The following is a 22,379-nucleotide window of genomic DNA, read 5'->3' as shown; positions in this document are numbered from 1 at the left end:
TCTTGACTGCCTTCTTCGATGGCTGAAACTGGGTGGGAAGGCGAATGACGGCTTTTCGTGTCACCCTGAGCGGATCAGATAACGCGGCATCGGCGCATTAAAAAGGCATCCTTCAGGCCTGCCTCCACAATGCGGTCGCCGAGACGGGCGCTGAAGAAGAGAGAACCTTGCAAGAGCGGATCGACCCATTGATCCGGACCCGCCAGTGCATCTCTGGTGACGGCCACCGCATCGTCGGCCAGCAGGCGTGAACCATCAAGATCCCACACAACGTCCATTGAGCTTAACTTGATCTTCGCTGTAGTTGCATCCAGCACCACGGCAGTCTTCTTGTTGCCGATCACCCAGCTCGAATAGCTTTTGGCGTATCTCGTCTTCTGATCCGATTGAAAAATGCCTTCGTTCAACGGCAGCACTTCGCCCTCGCCAAGGTCGAGCCCATCGAAAACGAAAGTGACGTCGTCGGCGACAAGCAGCGCATAGCCGATGTTGAAAACAGGAGGCAGCTTCTCGATCGGTGGGTCGTCAGCATTGGCCCAAATCTTGTGGGGGCGCAGTTCTCTCGCAATCGGCTTGCCGTTCTTGTTCGCAAACAGCAGCGAGCCTTCGTCTGTCTTGCCGTCATGGAAGAGATCGATGTCCCAGCCACGGTTGAGCGTCGCGTTATCGAACAGCGAGCTGACCCAGACGTATTCGGCCATTCTTCCTCAATCCCACGGTCTATAAGCCGATCCGGCGCGGAATGCAGCGCTCGATTGCCTACGCCGCTGCGAAATCAACGCTCGCTTGTTTCGCCAAGATCTTCGGTGAAGGCAACCGGAAGCGGCGGCTATGGGTCGGTTTCAGAACGTCAGCTTTTGGCTGACGATGAGCGAATACCGCCATTTCCTACATCTATGCCCACCTCTACAATCCGCCCGGCTCTTTCCCATCGTTGTGCCCGGTCTACGAGGCCGTTGGATCGCCCGGGGCGCGAAACAAGGCCCCGCTTCCCTGTCCGTCCGCTTTGCGAAAGCGGGTGCAGACAGTTGAAAAGGTTGAAATATTCGTGACCAAGCAAAGCGGACAGGGTGTCCGCTTTGTCCGCTTCAAAGCAAAGGCCCGACCCCTCGCGGGGACGGGCCTCTATTTGTCCGTTGGGAAATGCCGGATCAGCCGCGGGCGCTCGACGGGCCGGTGCCGGTCACCTTCTGCATCGCCTTCAGGATGTTGGCCGACTGCTCGCTGCCCGATTGCGGGGCGATCAGGTTGGTGAAGGAATTGATCTCCTCCCAGCGCGCGGCGAAACCTTCGAGGGTGCGCTCGCCTTCCGGCAGCCACACGGCCTCGTTCATCACCGTCCACGAGGAGTGGTAGCCGCCCGCACCCGCGCCGACGATGGCGTTGGTCGGCGCGTCCTCGGAGACGAGGTAGAGCGCGGCCGGGACCACGTTCTCGGGCGCGAAGAGCTTGAAGGCTTCCTCGGGGAAGAGGTCCTCGGTCATGCGGGTGCCCGCGACCGGCGAGAGCGTGTTGACGCGCACGTTGTACTTCGCGCCTTCGAGCGCCAGCGTCTTGGTGAGGCCGGCAAGGCCGAGCTTGGCCGCGCCGTAGTTGGCCTGGCCGAAATTGCCGAACAGGCCGGTCGAGGAGGCGGTCATCAGGATGCGGCCATAGCCCTGCTCGCGCATGGTTTCCCAAGCGGCCTTGGTGGCGAAGGCCGAGCCGGTGAGGTGGACCTTGACGACGAATTCGAAGTCGGCCGGCTCCATCTTGGCGAAGGTCTTGTCGCGCAGCACGCCCGCGTTGTTGATGAGGACATGGACGCCGCCCCACTTCTGCTTGGCGTCGGCGATCATCTTTTCCATCTGCTCGAATTCGGTGACGGAAGCGCCGTTGGCGATGGCTTCGCCGCCCATCGCCTCGATCTCGGCGACAACCTGCGCCGCGGCGTCCGAGGTGCCGGTGCCGTCGCGCGAACCGCCGAGGTCGTTGACCACGACCTTCGCGCCGCGCCGCGCGAGTTCGAGCGCATAGGCCTTGCCGAGCCCGCCGCCCGCGCCGGTGACGATGGCGACCTTGTCCTTGAAGCTGATGCTCATGGGTGTTCTCTCCTGTTGTGCGAGAGGGCGTGCTTTACGCCCGCGTAAACCGAATTGCGGGGCGCTGCGTGGCACTTTCGCGCGCGCCTTGCAACAACCGAACTGACAGGTGCGCGTGCCGTAGGGTCAGGCAGTGGTCCGCAGGCCCGCGAGGGCAGGAATCAGCCCCTCGAACGAATCGATCACCGCGTCCGCGCCCAGATCGTGCGGGGGCCGGTCGCAGTAGCCATAGGCCGCCGCGATCACCGGCACGCCCGCCGCCTTGGCCGCGCGCACGTCATAGGTGGAATCGCCGAGGAACGCGAAGCTTCCGCCGCCCGTTACCTCGCGCGCCTTGAGAACCGGGGCGGGGTGGGGCTTGGCGAGGAACTGGCCGTCCTCGCCCTTGCCGAGCGAATCCCCGCCGATCACCGCCTCGAAGGCCTCGATCAGATCGAGTGCGGTGAGCACGTTGCGGGCGAAGGCCTCGAACTTGTTGGTGACCACCGCCATGCGGATGCCGCGCGCGGCGAGATCGGCCAGAACCTCGCGCACCCCGGGATAGGGCACGGTGTGGACCGCGTTGTTTTCCTCGTAGAAGGCCAGCATCGCCTTGTAGAGCCGCCGGAATTCGTCCTCGGGAAGGCCCCCCTGCGCCTCGACGGCGCGGGCGAGCATGATCTTGGCCCCGCCGCCGATCAGGTCCTTGCTGGTCTCGACCGACACCCCATCGAACCCGCCCAGCACCAGCGCATGGTTCACCGCCGCGCCGAGATCGCGGAAGGTATCGAGCAGGGTGCCGTCGAGGTCGAAGCCGATGGCGTCGAAAGGGATGTCGTGCATGAGGCGCGCGGTGGCCCAACCTACATCAAACCGCAAGCATTTGCTGGCAGGCGCGGCTTTGCTTACAGGGGCTTTCATGACCACGACCACACATCCTTTCGCCGCCATCATCCTCGCCGCCGGCAAGGGCACCCGCATGAAGAGCGACACGCACAAGGTGCTCCACACAATCGCGGGCCGGGCGATGCTCGAACACCTGATGGCGAGCGTCGCCGAACTGGGGCCGGAGCGTCTCGCGGTGGTCGTGGGTGCGGGGCGCGAGCAGATCGAGAAGGCGGTGGGCGAGCGGGCGGTGACCTGCCTGCAGGAGCCGCAGCTCGGCACCGGACACGCCGTGCAGCAGGCCGAGGGCGCGCTGGCGGGCTTCGATGGCGACGTGCTGGTGCTCTATGGCGATGTGCCCTTCGTGCAGGCGGAGACGATGCGCGCCATGCTCGAGCGGCTGCATGGGCCCGACAGCCCCGCGGCGGTGGTGCTCGGCTTCGAGCCCGACGATCCGCTCGCCTATGGCCGGGTGATCGCCGACGATGCCGGCACGATCCTCAAGATGGTCGAATACAAGGACGCCGACGAGGGCGAGCGGGCCTGCCGGCTGTGCAATTCCGGGCTTCTCGCCGCGCGCGCGGCGGACCTGTTCGGCCTGCTGGCGCGGGTCGGCAACGACAATGCGCAGGGCGAATACTACCTGCCCGACATCGTCAACATCGCGATCGCCGACGGACGCGCCTGCGCGGTGATCGTCGCGGCCAGCGCCGACGAGGTGGCCGGCATCAATTCCCGCGCCGAACTCGCCGCCGCCGAGGCGCGCTGGCAGGCGGTGCGGCGCCTTCAGGCGATGGACGAAGGCGCGACCCTGATCGCGCCCGACACCGTGTTCTTCGCCTTCGACACCGTGCTGGGCCGCGACGTCACCATCGAGCCGAACGTCTTCTTCGGCCCCGGTGTGACGGTCGCCGACAATGTCCTGATCCGCGCCAACTCCCACATCGAGGGCGCGCGCCTCGCCAGCGGGGTCAAGGTCGGTCCGTTCGCCCGCCTGCGCCCGGGCACGGTGATGGAGGAAGGCAGCTTCGTCGGCAATTTCGTCGAGGTGAAGAACGCGGTGATGCACGAAGGCGCCAAGGCGAGCCACCTCACCTATCTCGGCGATGCCACCATCGGTGCTAACGCCAACATCGGGGCGGGCACCATCACCTGCAACTACGACGGCTATTTCAAGTATCGCACCGTGATCGGCGAGCGGGCCTTCATCGGCTCCAACTCGGCGCTGGTCGCCCCCGTTACCATCGGCGCTGATGCGATCGTCGCTGCGGGCAGTACCGTCAGCCGCGATGTGGCTCCGGGGGAACTGCGCATGGTGCGCGCCGAGCAGCTGATGAAGCCGGGCTGGGCGGACCGCTTCCACGACACGATGAAGAAGAAGAAGGCGGCGGAGAAGAAGTGAGCGAGGACGCCGAAACCCTCACCTGCTGGCTGTGCGATCGTCCGTTGGGGGAGATCGTGCAGTGGCATCATCCCGTGCCCAAGTCGAAGAAGGGCAAGGTGAAGGTGCCGGTCCACCCGATCTGCCACAAGACGATCCACGCCAACTTCACCAACAACGAACTGGCCCGGATCGGCGCCGACGCGGAGGTGATCCGCGCCAATGCCGCCATCGCGAAGTTCGTCGCCTGGATCGCGAACAAGCCCGCCGATTTCGACGCGCCGACGCGCTAGGGCAGGGGAGGGTCAGGCGTCCTGCCCGACCCGCGCCTGCTGGTCGCCGCCGCCGGCGAGGTATTCCGCTTCCCACTGCTCGAACTCGCTCCGGCTCAGCAGGTAGCGTTCGCGCGCCTCGTGGAAGCTGATCGCACGTTCGCGCACCGCGCGCACGACCTCGTCCTTCCTGGCCTTGGACCAGTGGACGCGGTGGTTGCGGGGCAGGGCATAGTAGCTCTTGATCGCGTCGGCGATCGAGATATTCCGGTCATAGGCCATCGGTGATGCTCCTCGTCGCTTGCTCATCGCCCCCGATGGGCCGAGTGTTGACGGGGAGGGCTAACCGGACCTTTCCGGACAGGGTTAAGAGAGCGTTGATGAAACGCGCCGTGCTTTTCGCGCGACGAACCGAGGCGGCTGTGTCGGCTTGTTTTACAGGCAGTTGCGTTGCCTTCCGCACCTAACGCGAAGGGGCGGCTCCCCGCAGGAAGCCGCCCCTCGTGAAGGTGACGATGCGCCGCCGTTTACTTCGCGGGGCGCGGGTCCATCAGCCGCTTCATTAGGTAGATGAACTGCAGCGCCTGCAGCTTGGCGCGCTGGTCGTTGTCGACCCCGCCCGAATGGCCGCCGGTGGTGTCCTCGAAGTAGTAATAGGGCTGGCCCAGCTCCTTCAGCCGCGCCGCGCCCTTGCGGGCGTGGGCGGGGTGGGTGCGGTCGTCGGCGGTCGAGGCCCAGAGGAAGGGCTCGGGGTAGTCGACCCCGGCGACGATCTTCTGGTATGGCGAATAGCCCTCGATCCACTTGCGCTGCTCGGGGATGCGAGGATCGCCGTATTCGCCGATCCACGAGGCCCCGCGCCCGATCACGTGATAGCGCAGCATGTCGAAGAGCGGGATCTGCACGATCGCCGCGCCGAACAGGTCGGGCCGCTGGGTGAAGGCGGTGCCGACCAGCAGACCGCCCTGCGAGCCGCCCTGGATGCCGAGATGCTGCGGCTTGGTGAAGCCGCGCTTCACCAGGTCCTCGGCCACGGCGAGGAAATCGTCCCAGGTGCGCTGCTTGTTCTCGCGGATCGCGGTCTGGTGCCACATCGGGCCGAACTCGCCGCCGCCGCGCATGTTGGCGAGCACATAGGCGCCGCCCTTCTCGACCCACAGCTTGCCGGTCGAGCCGAGATAGGCCGGCAGGCGCGGCACCTGGAAGCCGCCATAGCCGGTCAGCAGCGTGGCGGTGGAGCCGTCGGTCTTCATCCCCTTGGGCTTGACGATGAAGTAGGGGATCTTCGTCCCGTCCTTGCTCACGGCTTCGTATTGCTCGACCGTGGCGCCCGCCGGATCGAAATAGGACGGGCTGGTCTTGAGCACCGCCGGCGGGGCGCTGCCGTCAGTGTAGTAGAGCGTGGTCGGCTCGAGGAAGCCCGACACGGTGTACATGATCTGGTCGGTCTCGTCCGAAGCGGCCGCGATGCCGAGCGTCGCGTTGTCCGGCAGCGGCACCTCGCGGCTGCGCCATGCGCCGTCGTCGAAGTTGAACTCGAGCACCTTGCCCACGACATTGTCGAGCAGGGTCACATAGAGCGCATTGGCCGTTACCGCACCGCCCTGCTTGGTCTGGCGTTCGCCCGGCGCCCAGACGAGGGTCTTCTTCGCGCCGTTGGGATCGGCCTTCCACTCCTCGAGGTTGACCGCGATGAGGCTGTCGGCGCGGAAGGTCTGGCCCTGCGTGGTCCAGTCCTCGTCGATCGAGATCAGCACGTGATCATCGACGATGCCGTAGAGCCCGGCCTTCTTCGGGATGTCGAGCTGGAGCCATGCCCCGTCCTTCCAGACGTAGTTGAGGCTCTCGTGGAAGCTGATGCCGCGGAAGGCGGTGCGGGCGTGGATCGTCCCGCTGTTGTCGCGCAGCAGGGTCGCGCCAGCCCAGACGTCGCTCGGCTCTCCGCGGAAGATCTCCTCCGCTTCGGCGAGCGGCGTGCCGCGCTTCCAGACGCGGCTGGTGAAAGGATAGGCGCTTTCGGTGAGGGTGCCCTCGCCGAAGCCGCGGCCTACGAGCAGCGTGTCCGCGTCGATCCACTGGATGCCGCCCTGGCTCTTCTGGTCGAGCACGAAGCCGCCTTCTACGAAGGACTTCGTGGTCATGTCGAACTCGCGCATGATGGTGGCGTCCTCGCCGCCGTCCGACAGCGCGATCATGCACTTGGTCATCGCTGGCGGCAGGCAGGTCGAGCCCTGGTAGACCCACTCCTTGCCCTCGGCCTTGGCGAGCGCGTCGATATCGAGCACCACTTCCCATTCCGGCTTGTCGGTGCGGTAGCTTTCCAGCGTCGTGCGGCGCAGCACGCCCTTGGGGTTCGCCTTGTCCTGCCAGAGATTATACAGGCCATCGGGGCGGAAGCTGACGAAGGGGATGCGGTCGTTGCTGTCGAAGATCGCCAGCGCCTCGGCCTTGAGCTGGGCGAAGCGCGGATCGGCCTCGAAGGCGGCGAGGGTGCGCGCGTTCTCTTTGGCGACCCAGTCGAGCGCCTCGGGGCTGCGGGCTTCCTCGAGCCAGATGTAGGGATCCTGTTCGGGGCCGGGGACGCCGTCCTGCGCGACGGCAATGCTGGAAGTGGTCATGGCCAAGGCAATGGCCAGCCTCGATACGAGTTTCAAGTGAGACTCTCCCTTCTCGGATGCATCCGCGGCGGTGCGGGTGCGAATGATGCGGGGAAAGGTGGCCGGAGATCGCGCGCAATGCAAGGCCGGGCGGTTCGCTACTCCCGAAGGACGAAGGCCCGGATCGTGCGCTTGTGGAATTCCTCCTGCGCCAGCGGCCGGTAGCCCTCGGCGATCGCCGCGCGCACCTGCCCGAGCGCCGCGGGGTTCTGCGGCGTCAGCGCGGTGTCGGCGATCACGATCACCGGCGGTCGGGCGGCGAGGATGCGGGCGACCTCGTCCTCCTGCCGAACGCCGAGGGCATCGCGTTCGAGCGCGTTGTTGAGATGGTCGGGGTAGATGAAGCGGGTCGGCAGGCAGCTTCCCGAGAGGCGGTAGAGCGCGGTCGGGCCATCGAAGACGAGGAGGCAGCGGTCCTCGCGATCGACATGGGGCGCGATCGCGGCGGCCATGCGCTCGGCGGCGGCGCGGCTGCCTTGCGCGAGGCCATACTGCGAGGGCAGCAGGGCGAGGATCAGCGCGGCGGGGGCCATGATCAGCGGATTGGCGGCGGCGGGGTCCCTGCGGGCGAACAGCGGCAGGGCGAGCAGCACGCAAGGCGGGATCAGCGCGGCGAGGTAATAGCCGTAGACGGTCGAGGGCATGAACACCGTGGCGAGCGCCGCAGCCAGCCACAGGCCGAGGAAGGCGTAGGTCTGCCGCTCGTGCGCGGGTCGTCTGCGGGCGGCATTGAGCCCCAGCAGCGCCACGCCCAGCAGCGGCAGCAGCAGCATCATGATCTGGCCATGCAGTCGCCCCGCGCCCGAGGGCAGGCGGTCGAAGAAGGACAGGAAATTGGCGAAGACGAAGGCCTCCCCATGCCCCGCCAGCGCATAGCCTGCGCCGACAAGGACGGTCGGCAGCAGCCCGAGCAGGCCGAACAGAGCAGCCTGACCTGCAAGCCCCGGCAGCCCCGCGCCGCGGCGATATTCGCCCCACAGCGCCCACAGGCCGAAGAACAGGCATTGCGGCAGGACGGTGTATTTGACCTGCAGCGCCGCCCCGCCGATCAGCATCGCCGCCATCGCCCGCAGGCGCGCGCGCGGATGGTCGGGCTCGCGCACAAGCATCGCCATTGCCAGCATCATCGGGATGAAGAACACCTCCGAGTTCGCCGAATGGGCGCCATAGAGCGCCGCCAGCACGACATAAAGCAGCCCCGCGCCCGCCGCGGTCCAGCGCGCCGCCAGTGGGCGCGCGAGCACGAAGATCATCACCGCACCCGCCAGCGTGAACACCGCAGCCAACGCCTGATAGGCGACCGGTCCCGGCCCGCCCAGCGCATGGGCCAGAGCGAAGAGCGCGAACAGGCCCCAGGGCTTGCGGTCCCACAGGTCGACGAAGGGCACCTTGCCCTCGAGCATCCCGCTGCCGATCAGGGAATAGAGCTGCTCGTCGATGTCGGCATTGGGATCGCCGAACCACACCCCGCGCACGATCAGGGTGAAGACTGCGAGCACGCCCACGACCTTGAGGTCGGCACGGGTCAGCGCGGACGGCCGCTTGTGGTCGGGCGGTGCGAACATGACCGCAGCCTGTGCCACGGGCATGGTTAATTTTCGGCTTGGCCCGACGAAAAAGGGCGGACCTCGCGGCCCGCCCCTTTTCGCTCATCCGGGAGCGAAGGGCTCAGCCCTCGACGTGCTCGGCAAGGACGGTGAGGCCCTTCTCGTTCACCTCGGCAAAGCCGCCGCGCACCTGGATCACCTCCGGCGCCGCGCCAGCGGCGCGGAAGACCTGCACCGCGCCGTCGCGGATCGTGCTCATGAAGGGCGCGTGGCCCTCGAGCACGCCGAATTCGCCCTCGGTGCCGGGGACGACCACCATGTGGACCTCCTCGGAGCGGACGAGCTTGGCAGGGGTGACGAGTTCGAAGTGGAGGGGCATTGTCTCTTCCTAACCGCCCTCCCGCTTGCGGGAGGGGCTGGGGGTGGGAATGGGCCGGTGGAGGCCCACCCCGCTGCGACTAGCCAGCAAGCTGGCAAGTCTCGCTCCCCTCCCGCAAGCGGGAGGGGGAAGCGCCTTACGCCTCTTCGGCCAGCTTCTTGGCCTTCTCGACCGCCTGATCGATGCCGCCGACCATGTAGAAGGCGCTTTCGGGCAGGTGGTCATATTCGCCGTCCACGACCGCCTTGAAGCTCTTCACGGTGTCCTCGAGCTGCACGAACACGCCCGGAATGTTGGTGAAGACTTCCGCGACGTGGAAGGGCTGCGAAAGGAACTTCTGGATCTTGCGCGCGCGGGCGACGGTCAGCTTGTCCTCTTCCGACAGCTCGTCCATCCCGAGAATGGCGATGATGTCCTGAAGCGACTTGTACTTCTGCAGGATCGCCTGGACGCGGCGGGCGGTGTCGTAGTGCTCCTGGCCGACGACGCGCGGTTCGAGAACGCGCGAGGTCGAGTCGAGCGGGTCGACCGCCGGGTAGATGCCGAGTTCCGAAATGGCGCGCGACAGCGTGGTGGTCGCGTCAAGGTGCGCGAAGGAGGTCGCGGGCGCGGGGTCGGTAAGGTCGTCCGCGGGGACGTAGATCGCCTGGACCGAGGTGATCGAACCCTTGGTGGTCGAGGTGATGCGCTCCTGCAGCTTGCCCATGTCGGTCGCCAGCGTCGGCTGGTAGCCCACCGCCGAGGGGATGCGGCCGAGCAGCGCCGACACTTCCGAACCCGCCTGGGTGAAGCGGAAAATGTTGTCGACGAAGAACAGCACGTCCTGGCCTTCGACGTCGCGGAAGTACTCCGCCATGGTCAGGCCCGACAGCGCGACGCGCGCGCGGGCGCCCGGGGGCTCGTTCATCTGGCCGAAGACGAGCGCCACCTTGGAGCCTTCCGAGGTCGCATTGCCCTCGGCGTCCTTGGCGATAACGCCGGCGTCGAGGAATTCGTGGTAGAGGTCGTTGCCTTCGCGGGTGCGCTCACCCACGCCCGCGAACACCGACACGCCGCCGTGGCCCTTGGCGATGTTGTTGATGAGTTCCTGGATCAGCACGGTCTTGCCGACGCCCGCGCCGCCGAACAGGCCGATCTTGCCGCCCTTGGCGTAGGGGGCGAGGAGGTCGATCACCTTGATGCCGGTGACGAGGATCGCCGCTTCGGTCGACTGGTCGATGAAGGCGGGGGCCTCGGCGTGGATCGGGGCGGTCTGCTCGGCGCCGATGGGGCCGCGCTCGTCGATCGCCTCGCCGACGACGTTCATGATGCGGCCCAGAACCTTCGGGCCAACGGGAACGCTGATCTGCGCGCCGGTGTTGATGACTTCGCTGCCGCGGGTCAGGCCCTCGGTCGCGTCCATCGCGATGGTGCGCACGGTGTTCTCGCCGAGGTGCTGGGCGACTTCGAGCACCAGCGTCTTGTCGCCGTTGCGGGTTTCGAGCGCGGTGAGGATCGGCGGCAGCTCGCCTTCGAACTGCACGTCGACGACGGCGCCGATGACTTGGCTGATCGTGCCGTTGGTGGTCTGGTTGAGAGCGGCGGTGGCCATGATGACGTTCCTTGAGGACTTGGTGTCAGTGTTGATCGGTTGTTCTAGACGGGGCGAACGGTGAGCGTGACCTGATGGCCATCCGCATTTCCGTTCCAGTAGATTGCGTGCGAAACCTTCTCGATGATCCAGTCGGCGCTGTTGCCTTCAAGCATGTCAATCCGGTCGCCGACGCTGAACGCCATGAACGGCGTCTCGCGGGTCTTCTGATAGACCAACCCTTGCGGCTCCTGCCAGACGACAAGCTTGTATTCGGCCAACATCAGAGCGCCTCCGCGCCCGCGATGATTTCGATCAGTTCGGTGGTGATCGCCGCCTGGCGGCTGCGGTTGTACTGGATGGTGAGCTTCTGGATCAGCTCGCCCGCGTTCCGTGTGGCGTTGTCCATCGCGGTCATCGAGGCGCCCTGTTCCGAGGCCTCGCGCTCGAGCAGCGCGCCGAACAGCTGGGTGCGCACGTAGCGCGGCAGCAGTTCCTCGAGGATTTCCTCCTCGCCCGGCTCGTACTCGACCACGGCGTCCGCAGCGACCGCCTCGGCGGGAGCGGGGACGGGGATCAGCTGGGTGACGGTCGGCTCCTGCGCCAGCGCCGACTTGAAGGTCGGGAAGATCAGGTGCGCGACATCGAAGGCGCCGGCGTCGAACAGCGCGATCAGCTCGTTGGCGATGGCCTCCGCTTCATCGAAGCCCGGGGTCTTGACCGTGCTGGTGTCGAAGCCCTTGTCGACGAGCTTGGGGAAGTCGCGGCGCAGCGGGGCGCGGCCCTTCTTGCCGACGAGGTAGAATTCCACCGACTTGCCCGCCGCCTGCAGCTCGCGCGCCTTGGCCTTGGCGGCCTTGACGAGGTTCGAGTTGAGACCGCCGCACAGGCCCTTGTCGGTGTTGACCACCACGAGGAGGTTGCGCTGATCCGAGCCGGTGCCCGCCAGCAGCCGGGGCGCGGCGGAACCCGACACCTTGCTCGCCAGCGACGCCATCACCGCGCTGAGACGCGTGGCATAGGGCCGCCCGGCCTCGGCCGCAGCCTGGGCACGGCGCAGCTTGGCCGCCGCAACCATCTGCTTGGCCTTGGTGATCTTCTGGGTCGACTTGACCGAGTTGATCCGGCCCTTGAGTTCCTTGAGTGAGGGCACGTCAGGGCGTCCTTAAGCGAACTGCTTGCCGAAAGCTTCGAGCGCGGCCCTGGTCTTGTCCGCGACTTCGCCTTCGAACTTCTTCGAGGTGCGGATCTCTGCCAGCACGTCGCCGTGTTCGCGGCGCATGAACTCGAGCATCTGGCTCTCGTATTCGTTGACGCGGTTCACCGGAATGCTGTCGAGGAAGCCGTTGGTCCCGGCGTAGATCGACACGGTCTGCTCCTCGAAGGGCATCGGCGAGAACTGCTTCTGCTTCAGAAGCTCGGTCAGGCGAGCGCCGCGGTTCAGCAGCTTCTGCGTCGCGGCATCGAGGTCCGAGCCGAACTGCGCGAAGGCCGCCATTTCGCGGTACTGCGCAAGGTCGAGCTTCATCGAGCCCGAGACCTTCTTCATCGCCTTGGTCTGGGCGGCACCGCCGACGCGCGACACCGACAGACCCACGTTAATCGCGGGGCGGATACCCTGGTAGAACAGGCCGGTTTCGAGGAAGATCTGGCCGTCGGTGATCGAGATCACGTTGGTCGGGATGTAGGCCGACACGTCGCCCGCCTGGGTCTCGATGATCGGGAGCGCGGTCAGCGAGCCGTGGCCGTTTTCCTCGTTCATCTTCGCCGCGCGCTCGAGCAGGCGGCTGTGGAGGTAGAACACGTCGCCCGGATAGGCTTCGCGGCCCGGGGGACGACGCAGCAGCAGCGACATCTGGCGGTAGGCGACGGCCTGCTTGGAAAGGTCGTCATACACGATCACGGCGTGCATGCCGTTGTCGCGGAAGAACTCGCCCATCGCGCAGCCGGTGTAGGGCGCGAGGTACTGGAGCGGGGCGGGCTCGGAAGCGGTCGCGGCGACGACGATCGAATATTCCATCGCGCCGTTTTCTTCGAGCTGCTTCACGATCTGCGCGACGGTCGAACGCTTCTGGCCGACCGCGACGTAGACGCAGTAGAGCTTCTTCTTCTCGTCGTCGCCCTGGTTGGCTTCCTTCTGGTTGATGAAGGTGTCGATCGCGACGGCGGTCTTGCCGGTCTGACGGTCACCGATGATCAGCTCGCGCTGGCCGCGGCCGACGGGCACGAGGGCGTCGATCGCCTTGAGGCCGGTCTGGACGGGCTCCGACACGGATTCGCGCGGAATGATGCCCGGCGCCTTCACTTCGACGCGGCTGCGCTTTTCGGCGACGATCGGGCCCTTGCCGTCGATCGGGTTGCCGAGCGCGTCGACCACGCGGCCGAGCAGGCCCTTGCCGACCGGCACGTCGACGATGGTGCCGGTGCGCTTGACGACATCGCCTTCCTTGATCTCGCTGTCCGAGCCGAAGATCACGACGCCGACATTGTCGGCTTCGAGGTTGAGCGCCATGCCCTGCACCCCGTTGGCGAATTCGACCATCTCGCCGGCCTGCACCTTGTCGAGGCCGTGGATGCGGGCGATCCCGTCACCCACCGACAGCACGGTGCCGGTTTCGCTGACTTCGGCCTCGGTGCCGAAATTGGCGATCTGGTCCTTGATGACCTTCGAGATTTCTGCGGCGCGGATTTCCATGGTTCTTATCCTTTAGGCCTGCATGGCCTTGGCGAGCGAGTTGAGACGGGTGCGGATCGAGGCATCGATGCGCTGCGATCCGATGGTGACGACGAGGCCGCCGAGCAGGTCGGGATCGACCGAGGCGGAGAGCATGACGGTGCGGCCTTCGCGCGCGGTCAGCTTGGTCTTGAGCGCGGCGAGCTGGTCGTCGCTGAGCGGGTGGGCGCTGGTGACGGTCGCGGCCACTTCGCCGCGCTGGGCAGCGGCGATCGCCTTGAAGGCGGCGATGATCGCGGGCAGCTTGCCGAGGCGGCGGTTGGCGGCGAGCACGCCGAGGAAATTGGTGGTGAGGGGCGAAAGCTTCAGCTTCTTCGCCACCGCCGCAATCGCTGCGCCTTGCGCGCTGCGGGCGAGTTCCGGGTTGGTGGTGAGCGCGGCGAGATCGCCCGATTCGGCCAGCGCGGCACCGAGCGTGCCGAGGTCCTTCTCGACCGCGGTCACCTTGCCGTTCTCGGCGGCCAGATCGAACAGGGCCGAGGCATAGCGTCCAGCGAGGCTAGCCTTGATACCGGCGGAAATATCCACGCGCTTCGTTTCCTCTCGGAAGGGTCAGAGGGTCTTGCTTGAGCCTGGGTTGCAGGACGAGCGCAGGGGCTGCCCGCAAGGCTGGCGCGCGCCTAGCAATTGATTCCCGCCCGCGCAAGCCGTGCGGGGCGGGAATTGTGCAGGTGCGAAGTCAGACGCGCGCGGATGCCGTGCCGCGTGGCGCGGATCAGGAGGGGCTGGCGGGGCTCGTCGCGGCCCCGGGCAGGGCCTCGGGCTCGCGGTAGGCGGCGAGCACGCTCGCACTCAGCCGCCAACCCCACTCGTTGCTGCGCAGCGCATAGAGGCCGCGCAGATAGGCGCGGTCGAGCGAGGTCATCGCCGGCGGGGCCTTGGCCGGCCCGTCGGCAAAGAGGCTGAGGATCGAGGGCACCCCGGCCCCGGCATGATCGGCCGGATCGCGCGGATCGCCGAGCAGGTGCAGGGTTGCATAGTCCGCCAGCTGGTTGACGTGGACATCCTCCAGCCGGTCGAGATCGAAGAACACCAGCGCGTTGACCTTGGCCTGATAGAGCGGCGCGCGGTGGCGCGAGGGGAGCGCGCCGAAGAACACCGGGACGACGAAGGCGGGGTTCGAGCTCGAGCTCGACCGCTCGCCGAAGATGATGCCGTCGTTGGCGCGCAGGATCGTCTCGCCCCAGGCGATCGCCGGGCTTCCCGCATCGAGCTGGCGGCGGATCGCCTCCTCGCTGGCACGGTTGAAGAGCTGCGGATCGCGGCGCCGCAGCGCGTCGATCACCGCCTTGGGCTTGCGGTTGGCGGAGACCAGCGCATTGGGCTTGCATCCGGCCCCGGCCAGTTCGACCCCGGCCTCGCGGATATTCGCACGGATGCGCTCGGCGACGATGTCGTTTTGGCGCCCGGCAAGGCCGACCACCGCGACGCAGACCGGATCGTGGAAGCGCGGGGCGGTGCGGTAGGCGAGTCCCGCCTCGTAGAGCGCGCGCTGGCCGCGCAGGATCTCGTCACGGCTGAGCGCGCGGTCGCCCTGCACCTCGATGGTGCTACCCTCGGCGAGCGGGGGCGCCGCTTCCTGCGCGGTGGCCGCCGCTGACAGCGCGGCGAGGCCGAGCGCCCCGATAATGGTTGCAAAGGAACGACCCACCTCGCCTCTCCTCACCTTGCATCTTCTGGTGAGATGAGATTCTATCACATTACCTGAACAAGGGCTTAACCCTTTGTTTTCGCGGTGCAGCTGTAGACCAGCCGCTCGTTGGGCCGTTCGGGCAGGGCGGCGATCAGGGCCGATTGCTGCTCGCCGAGGGTGCGGGCGGCATCGCTCACCCCGCAGGACGGCGGCGTATAGGCGGCGCGGGCCTCGCGCGCGGCGGCGAGTGCCTCTGCCCCGAGCAGATAGCGGTCGGTGCGCAGGGTGCGGGTCTCGGGGTCAAAGGTGTTGACCGCCACCGCCGCGTCATCCTGCGCGGCGAAAACGCGGCTCCATTCGCCGCCTTGCCCGAGCCCGTATTGCGTGCGCCCGTTGACGCAGCCGTCGGCGGTCCAGTCGAAGGCGACATCATCGGTTCGGGCCGAGGTGACGCGGCTGCGCTCGGGCACCAGGGTGCAGATCAGCGCGCCCTCGGTGGCGGTGGAGGGTCCGGCGGGTGCTGGCGTCCCGGCGCCGTTGTTGGTTTCGGCAAGAGCCGCGGCGACGCGATCCTCGATCTCGGCCAGGCCCGGCCGGGTGACCCACAGCAGCACCGCCGCCACGAGAGTCGCGGCCGAAATGGCGGCGGCGACGCGCACATGGGTGCGCCGCTCCTCCTGTCTGCGCCACACGAAGGCGGCATAGCCCGTGCCGAGCGCGGCGAGGAGGGCGATCAGCGCCAGGGCGATGCGGTTCTCGCGCTCGCCGATCACCTCCATCTGCGCCGCGAGGCGCGCCGTGTCGCGCTTCTCGCGCAGGGCCTCGTTGCGCTCGGCAAGGGCGGCGCGGGCCTCGGACTGGGCGGCCTCGAGCCGCTGGCGTTCCTCTGCATTGAGTTCGTCGATCGAGCGGCAGGGCAGCGCGTTCATGACCGGCTCGACGCCGTTGTCCTTCAGGAAGGGCAGCAGTTCGCGCAAGGACACCGCGAAGTAGAACTCCGCCTCGCCGGCCGCGGAATCCGCGCTGAAGGAATTGACCCCGATCACCCGCCCGCACGGATCGAGCAGCGGGCCACCCGAATTGCCGCGCGCGATCGGGGCGGTGTGGAGGATCGTGTCGAACTGCCGGCTGGGCCGCTCGCCCGACAGGAAGCCGCGCGACTTGACCGGCGGCTGGGCGCGGAAGATGTCGGCCATGTCGAGGCCCTGCGCCAGGTCGACATTCATCGGATAGCCCACCGCCGCGACCTCGCCGAGGTTCGCGCTGACGCCGCCCGCGAGCGCCAGCGGCGGCAGGCGCAGGCTTCCCTTGGCGATCTCGAGCAGGGCAAGATCGTTGCGGGGCGAGATGGCGACCACCCGCGCGAAGGCGCCGCCTTCGCCCTCCGCCGGGACGATGCCGATGCGCAGCGTGTCGTCCTGCGACGCCTCGGTGACGACATGGGCGTTGGTGACGATCCGGGTCGGGCTGACGGCAAAGCCGGTGCCGTGGGAGACGGGAACGGGCTGGCCGTTCTCGCTGCCGATCAACACCACCCGCACCACGCCCCGCGCGGCCGCCTCGACATCGCCGGGGTCGGCTGAGGCGGGGAGGGCGAGGAAAGCGAAGAGCAGGGCAAGCGCGCCGAGAATCCGGGTCATGGCCCGCTTATAGCCGCTTTGCGCGCCCGCGCGACATTGAACGCAAGGAAGCGGGGTGCGGCGCGCGGGCGGCTGTGGCAGAGTGTTCCACGTGAGACATTCGGCAAACATCACGGACGAGGACCGCTGGCAGGCGATGCTCGCCAAGGACCGCCGGTTCGACGGGGCCTTCGTCACCGGCGTGCATTCGACCGGCATCTATTGCCGCCCCTCCTGCCCGGCGCGGGCACCCTTGCGCCGCAACGTGCGCTTCTATGCCAGCCCGCAAGATGCTGAAAAAGCCGGGCTTAGGCCATGCAAGCGGTGCTCCCCGCACACCCTGAGTGCCGAGGAGGCCTGCGTGCTCGCCGCTCTCGCCGCGATCCGCGAGCAGGGCGCGATGACGCTCGATCAGCTGGCCGATCTGACCGGCTACACCCCCGCCCATTTCCAGCGCCTGTTCAAGCGCACCACCGGCCTCTCGCCCGCTGCCTATGCCCGCGCGCTGCGGCAACAACGCCTCGACGAGGCGCTGACGACCGGGCAACGGGTGGGCGATGCCATCGCGACGGCAGGCTACAGCGGGCCGGAACAGTTCTATGCGGAAACGAAAGGCAGGCTGGGCATGAAGGCGAGCGACTGGCGCAAGGGCGGCGCGGGGCGCGTCATCCACTGGGCGGTGCTGGCGACCTCGCTGGGCGACATGCTGGTCGCCGCGACGGACAAGGGCGTGTGCTGCCTCGCCTTCGGCGAAGGCGAAGCGGAATTGCGGGCGGGCTTCCCGAAGGCCGAACTGGTGCCCGCGGGCGATGCCTTCCGTGCCCTGTTCGCGCAGGTGCTCGAGGCGGTCGAACAGCCCGGGCCCGGCAGCGCCGCGATCCCGCTCGACGTCCACGGCACCGCCTTCCAGCAGCGCGTATGGGAGGAACTGCGCCGCATCCCCCACGGCGAGACGCGCTCCTATGGCGAACTCGCCGCCGCGCTCGGCCAACCCAAGGCGTCCCGCGCGGTCGGGGGGGCGAACGGGGCGAACCATGTCGCGGTGCTGATCCCCTGCCACCGCGTGATCGCCAGCGACGGGACGCTGGGCGGCTATGCCTATGGCCTGACGATCAAGGCGGAACTGCTCAGGCGCGAGGGCGCCGGCTGATCACTCCGAAGGCTCGCCGCCCGGAGCGAAGGGCTCGGGCGCGGGGGATGCGCTGCTTTCCTCCGGCTCGTTGACCTGCCCGACGCCCACGCCCTCGCCCGTTTCGGGCATGACGATCGGGTCCTCGACCGCGCCATCGCGGTCTCCGGTCGGGTTGAGGAGCACCACGACTAGCACGAAGGCGAGCACGACGATCGCCGCGACCCAGAACCATTTCGCCATCGGTCTGCGGGGAGGGGGAGTGGCCATGATGCTTTTCTCGCTGCTGCTGTCGGATAGGCAGGCATAACCTCGGCGGGCGACAGGCTGTTTCCTGCGGCAAGGCAGGGCGCGCCGCCGGTGCGCCGGACCGATTGCACGCCAACCGCAAGAAATCGCGCTTGCGCCGGAAACCGAAAGTGAACAGTAGCGTTCAATAATCAGGCGCGTAGGCCCGCGCGCCATCCTGTCCCCTCCGGAGAAACCCATGACCGATTACCCGCTCGACACCGCCACTCGGCTTGCACGAAATGCGGATGGCAGCTTCATATCGTCGGGCGGGGCGGCCTACTGGAACTTCCAGTCGGCCTTCGGCAGCTGGGCGCTGGCGCTGGCGCTGGAAGCGGTTCAGGCCGAAGGGCCGCGCGCGGGGCTGCTGGCGAGCGCCGCGGCCCATTTCATGAAGCCGCTGCCCGAAGCGGGCCTGGCGCTGACGGTGCAAACCTTGCGCGAGGGGCGGCGCACCGATTTCGTGCGTGCCGAGGCTTTCGCCGGATCAGACCGCGCCGCACCCCTGTTCGCGGCGGACTTCGTCTTCTCCGACGCGCGCGAGGGCGCGCTCGACTATGTCACAGGCTTCCCCGAGGTCGTCCCGCCCGAGCAATCGACTCTGCTTCCCACCTCGCCCGGGCCGCGCTGGCTGGCGAACTACGAGCAGCGCCTTGCCGTCGGCAAGCCCTTCACCGCGCAGGAGCATCCGCGGACCGCGGCCTGGGTGCGCGACGCCAGCGGGCGGCCGTGGGACGAGAAGGCGATCCTCGCACTCTCCGACACCCCCATGCCGCGCACCTTCTTCCTCGATCCCGCCCCGCGCTTCAGCGCGACGGTGAGCTATGACCTCCACTTGCTGTGCACCCGCGCCGAGCTCGAGGCGCTGGGGAGCGACTACCTGCTGGTCGAGACCGACGCGCCGCGCGTGGCCCGCGGGCGCTTCTCGCAGGCGGTCAGGATCTGGAGCGCGGGCGGCCTGCTGATCGCCGTGTCGCACCAGCTCGCCTTCTACTAGTCGAGCTTCGGCGGCATCCCGGGCTCGCACTTGGCCATCGCGCGCTGGTAGGCGGGGCGCTCGCCGATCCGTGCGAGATAGGCCTTGAGGTTGGGCAGGTGGTCGATGCTCATCCCGCTCATCGCGCGGCTGGTGGTGAGCTGGAAGCCCATCATGATGTCGGCGGTGGTGAGCTGGCTGCCGCCGAAATAGTCCGCCTCGCCGAGGCGCTTCTCGACGATGGCCCAGCCCTTCTGCACCCGGTCGGCGACGAAGAAGGGCAGTTCCTGCGCCCCCATGAACTGCGCCACGAGCGCCATCATGCCGTTGGTCATGAAGGTCGCGTTGGCCCAGTGGTAGTAGAACAGGTGGTCGGCATAGTCGGGATGGTCCGGCCGCGGGACGAGCGGTGTCGCGGGAGCGTAGGTGGCGACGATGTAGTCCATGATCGCCCCGCTCTCGCCGAGCACCAGATCGCCGTCGGTGATGACCGGCGCGATGCCCATCGGGTGCAGCGCCTTGTATTCGTCGGGGGCAAGGCGGTTGTCGGCGCGGCGGTTGTAGAGCTTGAGATCGTAATCCAGCCCCAGCTCCTCGGCGAGCCAGACGATGCGTTCGGATTGCGACAGGCGCAGGTGGTGAATGGTCAGCATGGCGGCGCTCTCTCCCGTGGGTTGTGTCGGGCGAGGGCCTAGCCAATCACACGCGGCTGCGCCATCCTCGGTGCGTAACGCCTTGGGGAGCATTGCACAGCATGGACACCGTCGAACCCGCGCGCGCGCCGCTCTGGAAGCGGATCGTGAATTTCCCGCTTGTGACCATGCTGATCGCGCTGGCGCTGACCGTTGCCGTGATCTTCCCCGTCAACATGGCAGGCAATGCCCTGTCCGGGCCGCTGGGCTGGGACCTTGTCGAGCCGCTGGTCGCGATCACAGCCATCGCGGCGCTGATCGTCCTGCAGAAGACCGTGCTGCGCCAGCTTGGGGCGCGCAAGCATGACGACCTGCCCTTTGCCCTTGCACCGCGCAATCTGGCAGCGGGGGCTTTTGGCGCGGCCGCGCTGTTCAGCCTCGTCGTCGGCATCGCGGCGCTGATGGGCGCCTATGTGATCGACGGCTGGGGCGGGATGACAAGCTGGGTGTTCATCCTGTTCTGGGCCGGGTTCAACGCCGGTTTCGTCGAGGAGCTGATCTTTCGCGGCATCCTGTTCCGCTGGATCGAGGAATTCGGCGGCAGCTGGGCGGCGTTGCTCATCACCTCTGCGCTGTTCGGGCTGGTGCATATGGGCAACGACAATGCGACCTGGATGTCGGGGCTGACGATCGCGGCGGTGGCGGGGACGCTGCTGGGCGGGGCCTACATGCTCACGCGGAGCCTCTGGCTGCCGGTGGGCCTCCACTTCGGCTGGAACGTGACGCAGGGGCTGGTGTGGGACGTGCCGGTGTCGGGCTATGACGGCGACGGGCTGGTCGATGCCCGGCTGGTGGGCGATCCGCTGATCTCGGGCGGGGCGTTCGGGCTCGAGGCTTCGGTGATCGCGCTGGTCGTAGGAGGCGCTGCCGGCGCGTGGATGGTATGGCGTGCGGTCGCGGCGGGCGAGGTTATGCAGCCTTGGTGGGTGCGCCGCCGCCTCGCCGCAGCCTAGTTCCGCGCCCAGCCTTCGCGTGCGGGTTCGAGGCTGTCGAGAAAGGCCTCGGCGCTCTCCAGATACTCCCGCTGCTTGGCCTCGCCCATCCTGTCCCACGTCGCGTAGATGCGCCCGATGCGGTGGTTGCTTTCGAGCCTCGCGCGGTTCCTCGCCATGAAGTGCCAGTAGAGCGGGTTGAAGGGGCAGGCGTTCGGGCCGGTCTTCTGGGCAACCTTGTAGCGGCAGCCGCCGCAGTGGTTGCTCATCTTGTTGATGTAGTTGCCCGAGGCCGCATAGGGCTTGGTCGCGAGCCTGCCGCCGTCTGCATAGAGGATCATGCCCGCCACGTTGGGCAGTTCGACCCACTCGTAGGCGTCGGCATAGACGACGAGATACCAGTCGGCGACCGCTTGCGGGTCGATCCCGGCGATCAGGCAGAAATTGCCGAGCACCATCAGCCGCTGGATGTGATGGGCATGGGCGTCCTCGCGGGTGGTGCGGACGCAGTCGGCAAGGCAGCGCATGTCGGTCTCGCCCGTCCAGAAGAAATCGGGCAGGGGACGGTGGGCGCCCAACTCGTTGGCAGCGGCAAGGCCCGGCATCTGGTGCCAGTAGAACCCGCGTACATATTCGCGCCACCCGATGATCTGGCGGATGAAGCCTTCTACGGAGTTCAACGGAGCGGTGCCTCTTTTGTAGGCATCCTCGGCGGCACGGCACAGTTCGAGCGGGTCTAGCAGCCCGCAATTGAGGCTGGTCGAGAGCATCGAGTGGTAGAGGTCGTCCTCCCCGTGCACCATCGCGTCCTGGTAGGGGCCGAACAGCGAGAGGCGGCGCGCGAAGAACGCCGCGGCTGCCTCCAGCGCCTCGGCGCGGGTCACCGGCCAGCCGAAGGGTTCGAGATCGCCGAAGTGGTCGGGGAAGCGTTCGCCGACCAGCGCGATGACCTCCTCGGTGATCGTGTCGGGGACGAATTTGGGGGTGGGCGGGGCTTTCAGTCCGGCCTTGGGCGGTTCGCGGTTCTCGGCGTCATAGTTCCATTCGCCGCCTTCAGGCTTGCCGTCGGGGCGCATCAGCAGGCCCGTTTTCTTCCGCATCTCGCGGTAGAAATACTCCATCGTCAAGTGCTTGCGCCCTTCGGCAAAGGCGCGGAATTCGGCGTGGGTGGCGATGAAGCGGGTGTCGGGGAGAATGGTGACGGGGCAGGGGAAGCGGCCTTCCCATTCGAGCATCGCCTCGTGCACCCGCCACTCGCCGCTCTCGGTGACGCGGATTTCGCCGGGCGCGTGGCGTTCCACCGCGCGGGCGACCTCGCCGGTGAAGCTGCCTGTGTTCTCCGGATCGCCCAGGCGGATGTAATCGACCTGCCAGCCTTCCGCCCGAAGCTCCTCGGCGAAGTGGCGCATTGCCGAGAAGATCAGCACGATCTTCTGCTTGTGGTGCTTCACGTAAGTCGCCTCGTCCCACACCTCCATCATCAGGATGCGGGTCTCGGCGGGAGCGAGGCCTTCGAGGCTGGACAGGTTACGCGACAGCTGGTCGCCGAGGATCGGCACGAGAACGGGACGGGTCATGGGGGGGTTACGCAGACCACCCCCTTACGGTTTCGTCATTGCGAGCCG

Annotated in this window: 22 protein-coding genes; 5 read left to right on the top strand and 17 right to left on the bottom strand. The window is 67.3% G+C overall.

Annotation, left to right across the window (positions count from 1 at the left end; genetic code table 11):
* Positions 1 to 74: 74 nt before the first annotated feature.
* The 3 genes from CBR61_RS13440 to CBR61_RS13430 all read right to left on the bottom strand — a co-directional run bounded on the left by CBR61_RS13440 (position 75) and on the right by CBR61_RS13430 (position 2,903).
* Positions 75 to 701 carry a hypothetical protein gene (locus CBR61_RS13440; protein ID WP_088914822.1) on the bottom strand — a complete coding sequence of 209 codons (627 nt, stop codon included), beginning with the start codon at positions 699 to 701 and terminating at the stop codon, positions 75 to 77.
* 450 nt (positions 702 to 1,151) lie between these two features.
* Complete coding sequence (locus CBR61_RS13435) at positions 1,152 to 2,081, bottom strand: SDR family NAD(P)-dependent oxidoreductase (protein ID WP_088914821.1); 930 nt, start codon at positions 2,079 to 2,081, stop codon at positions 1,152 to 1,154.
* A 126-nt stretch (positions 2,082 to 2,207) separates the two neighbouring features.
* The gene (locus CBR61_RS13430; protein WP_088914820.1) at positions 2,208 to 2,903 is read right to left on the bottom strand and encodes an HAD hydrolase-like protein; all 696 of its coding nucleotides are present in this window, start codon (positions 2,901 to 2,903) and stop codon (positions 2,208 to 2,210) included.
* Positions 2,904 to 2,979: 76 nt separating this feature from the next.
* Between CBR61_RS13430 and glmU the strand changes: the two genes are divergently transcribed.
* A complete protein-coding gene (glmU, locus tag CBR61_RS13425; RefSeq protein WP_088914819.1) occupies positions 2,980 to 4,347 on the top strand; it encodes a bifunctional UDP-N-acetylglucosamine diphosphorylase/glucosamine-1-phosphate N-acetyltransferase GlmU in 1,368 nt (455 codons plus the stop codon).
* Positions 4,344 to 4,619 carry an HNH endonuclease gene (locus CBR61_RS13420; RefSeq protein ID WP_157696599.1) on the top strand — a complete coding sequence of 92 codons (276 nt, stop codon included), beginning with the start codon at positions 4,344 to 4,346 and terminating at the stop codon, positions 4,617 to 4,619. Before glmU ends, CBR61_RS13420 begins: the two co-directional genes overlap by 4 nt.
* A gap of 12 nt (positions 4,620 to 4,631) precedes the next feature.
* Here CBR61_RS13420 and CBR61_RS13415 read toward each other — a convergent pair whose 3' ends face one another.
* The 11 genes from CBR61_RS13415 to CBR61_RS13365 all read right to left on the bottom strand — a co-directional run bounded on the left by CBR61_RS13415 (position 4,632) and on the right by CBR61_RS13365 (position 16,758).
* The gene (locus tag CBR61_RS13415) at positions 4,632 to 4,880 is read right to left on the bottom strand and encodes a DUF1153 domain-containing protein (RefSeq protein ID WP_088914818.1); all 249 of its coding nucleotides are present in this window, start codon (positions 4,878 to 4,880) and stop codon (positions 4,632 to 4,634) included.
* Between the two features lie 245 nt (positions 4,881 to 5,125).
* Positions 5,126 to 7,216, bottom strand: a complete 2,091-nt coding sequence (locus CBR61_RS13410; protein ID WP_088914817.1) for a prolyl oligopeptidase family serine peptidase — start codon at positions 7,214 to 7,216, stop codon at positions 5,126 to 5,128.
* A 137-nt stretch (positions 7,217 to 7,353) separates the two neighbouring features.
* A complete protein-coding gene (locus tag CBR61_RS13405; protein ID WP_157696598.1) occupies positions 7,354 to 8,820 on the bottom strand; it encodes an ArnT family glycosyltransferase in 1,467 nt (488 codons plus the stop codon).
* 103 nt (positions 8,821 to 8,923) lie between these two features.
* Complete coding sequence (locus tag CBR61_RS13400) at positions 8,924 to 9,181, bottom strand: ATP synthase F1 subunit epsilon (RefSeq protein ID WP_088914815.1); 258 nt, start codon at positions 9,179 to 9,181, stop codon at positions 8,924 to 8,926.
* Between the two features lie 136 nt (positions 9,182 to 9,317).
* Complete coding sequence (atpD, locus tag CBR61_RS13395) at positions 9,318 to 10,772, bottom strand: F0F1 ATP synthase subunit beta (RefSeq protein WP_088914814.1); 1,455 nt, start codon at positions 10,770 to 10,772, stop codon at positions 9,318 to 9,320.
* 44 nt (positions 10,773 to 10,816) lie between these two features.
* Complete coding sequence (locus tag CBR61_RS13390; RefSeq protein ID WP_088914813.1) at positions 10,817 to 11,035, bottom strand: hypothetical protein; 219 nt, start codon at positions 11,033 to 11,035, stop codon at positions 10,817 to 10,819.
* On the bottom strand, positions 11,035 to 11,904 hold the full coding sequence (locus tag CBR61_RS13385; RefSeq protein WP_088914812.1) for a F0F1 ATP synthase subunit gamma: 870 nt from the start codon (positions 11,902 to 11,904) through the stop codon (positions 11,035 to 11,037). The genes CBR61_RS13390 and CBR61_RS13385 overlap by 1 nt, the downstream gene beginning before the upstream one ends.
* Positions 11,905 to 11,916: 12 nt before the next feature.
* Positions 11,917 to 13,446 carry a F0F1 ATP synthase subunit alpha gene (gene atpA, locus CBR61_RS13380; RefSeq protein ID WP_088914811.1) on the bottom strand — a complete coding sequence of 510 codons (1,530 nt, stop codon included), beginning with the start codon at positions 13,444 to 13,446 and terminating at the stop codon, positions 11,917 to 11,919.
* A 12-nt stretch (positions 13,447 to 13,458) separates the two neighbouring features.
* Complete coding sequence (locus tag CBR61_RS13375) at positions 13,459 to 14,013, bottom strand: F0F1 ATP synthase subunit delta (protein ID WP_088914810.1); 555 nt, start codon at positions 14,011 to 14,013, stop codon at positions 13,459 to 13,461.
* Between the two features lie 187 nt (positions 14,014 to 14,200).
* Positions 14,201 to 15,136 carry a hypothetical protein gene (locus tag CBR61_RS13370; RefSeq protein WP_088914809.1) on the bottom strand — a complete coding sequence of 312 codons (936 nt, stop codon included), beginning with the start codon at positions 15,134 to 15,136 and terminating at the stop codon, positions 14,201 to 14,203.
* 65 nt (positions 15,137 to 15,201) lie between these two features.
* Positions 15,202 to 16,758 (bottom strand): S1 family peptidase, encoded by a 1,557-nt coding sequence (locus tag CBR61_RS13365; protein ID WP_088914808.1) that lies wholly within the window; start codon positions 16,756 to 16,758, stop codon positions 15,202 to 15,204.
* Positions 16,759 to 16,849: 91 nt separating this feature from the next.
* On the opposite strand from CBR61_RS13365, the gene ada reads away from it, so the two are divergent.
* Positions 16,850 to 17,887: a bifunctional DNA-binding transcriptional regulator/O6-methylguanine-DNA methyltransferase Ada gene (ada, locus tag CBR61_RS13360; RefSeq protein ID WP_088914807.1), complete on the top strand. Its 1,038-nt coding sequence runs from the start codon at positions 16,850 to 16,852 to the stop codon at positions 17,885 to 17,887.
* Here ada and CBR61_RS13355 read toward each other — a convergent pair whose 3' ends face one another.
* Entirely contained in the window at positions 17,888 to 18,136 is a 249-nt protein-coding gene (locus CBR61_RS13355) for a hypothetical protein (protein WP_157696597.1), read from the bottom strand.
* Between the two features lie 217 nt (positions 18,137 to 18,353).
* Here CBR61_RS13355 and CBR61_RS13350 point away from each other — a divergent pair, with 217 nt between their 5' ends.
* Entirely contained in the window at positions 18,354 to 19,151 is a 798-nt protein-coding gene (locus CBR61_RS13350) for an acyl-CoA thioesterase (RefSeq protein WP_088914805.1), read from the top strand.
* On the opposite strand, the gene CBR61_RS13345 is transcribed toward CBR61_RS13350, so the two are convergent.
* Positions 19,148 to 19,783 carry a glutathione S-transferase family protein gene (locus tag CBR61_RS13345; protein ID WP_088914804.1) on the bottom strand — a complete coding sequence of 212 codons (636 nt, stop codon included), beginning with the start codon at positions 19,781 to 19,783 and terminating at the stop codon, positions 19,148 to 19,150. The genes CBR61_RS13350 and CBR61_RS13345 overlap by 4 nt on opposite strands.
* Positions 19,784 to 19,884: 101 nt before the next feature.
* Here CBR61_RS13345 and CBR61_RS13340 point away from each other — a divergent pair, with 101 nt between their 5' ends.
* The gene (locus CBR61_RS13340; RefSeq protein ID WP_088914803.1) at positions 19,885 to 20,775 is read left to right on the top strand and encodes a CPBP family intramembrane glutamic endopeptidase; all 891 of its coding nucleotides are present in this window, start codon (positions 19,885 to 19,887) and stop codon (positions 20,773 to 20,775) included.
* Here CBR61_RS13340 and CBR61_RS13335 read toward each other — a convergent pair.
* Positions 20,772 to 22,331 (bottom strand): cryptochrome/photolyase family protein, encoded by a 1,560-nt coding sequence (locus tag CBR61_RS13335; RefSeq protein WP_088914802.1) that lies wholly within the window; start codon positions 22,329 to 22,331, stop codon positions 20,772 to 20,774. The two genes, CBR61_RS13340 and CBR61_RS13335, sit on opposite strands and share 4 nt — an antisense overlap.
* Between the last annotated feature and the right edge of the window lie 48 nt (positions 22,332 to 22,379).

It is taken from the genome of Porphyrobacter sp. CACIAM 03H1, assembly GCF_002215495.1.
GTDB lineage: Bacteria > Pseudomonadota > Alphaproteobacteria > Sphingomonadales > Sphingomonadaceae > Erythrobacter.
The sequence above is the reverse complement of the archived record's forward strand: the minus strand, read 5'-3'. Positions and strand labels throughout refer to the sequence as shown.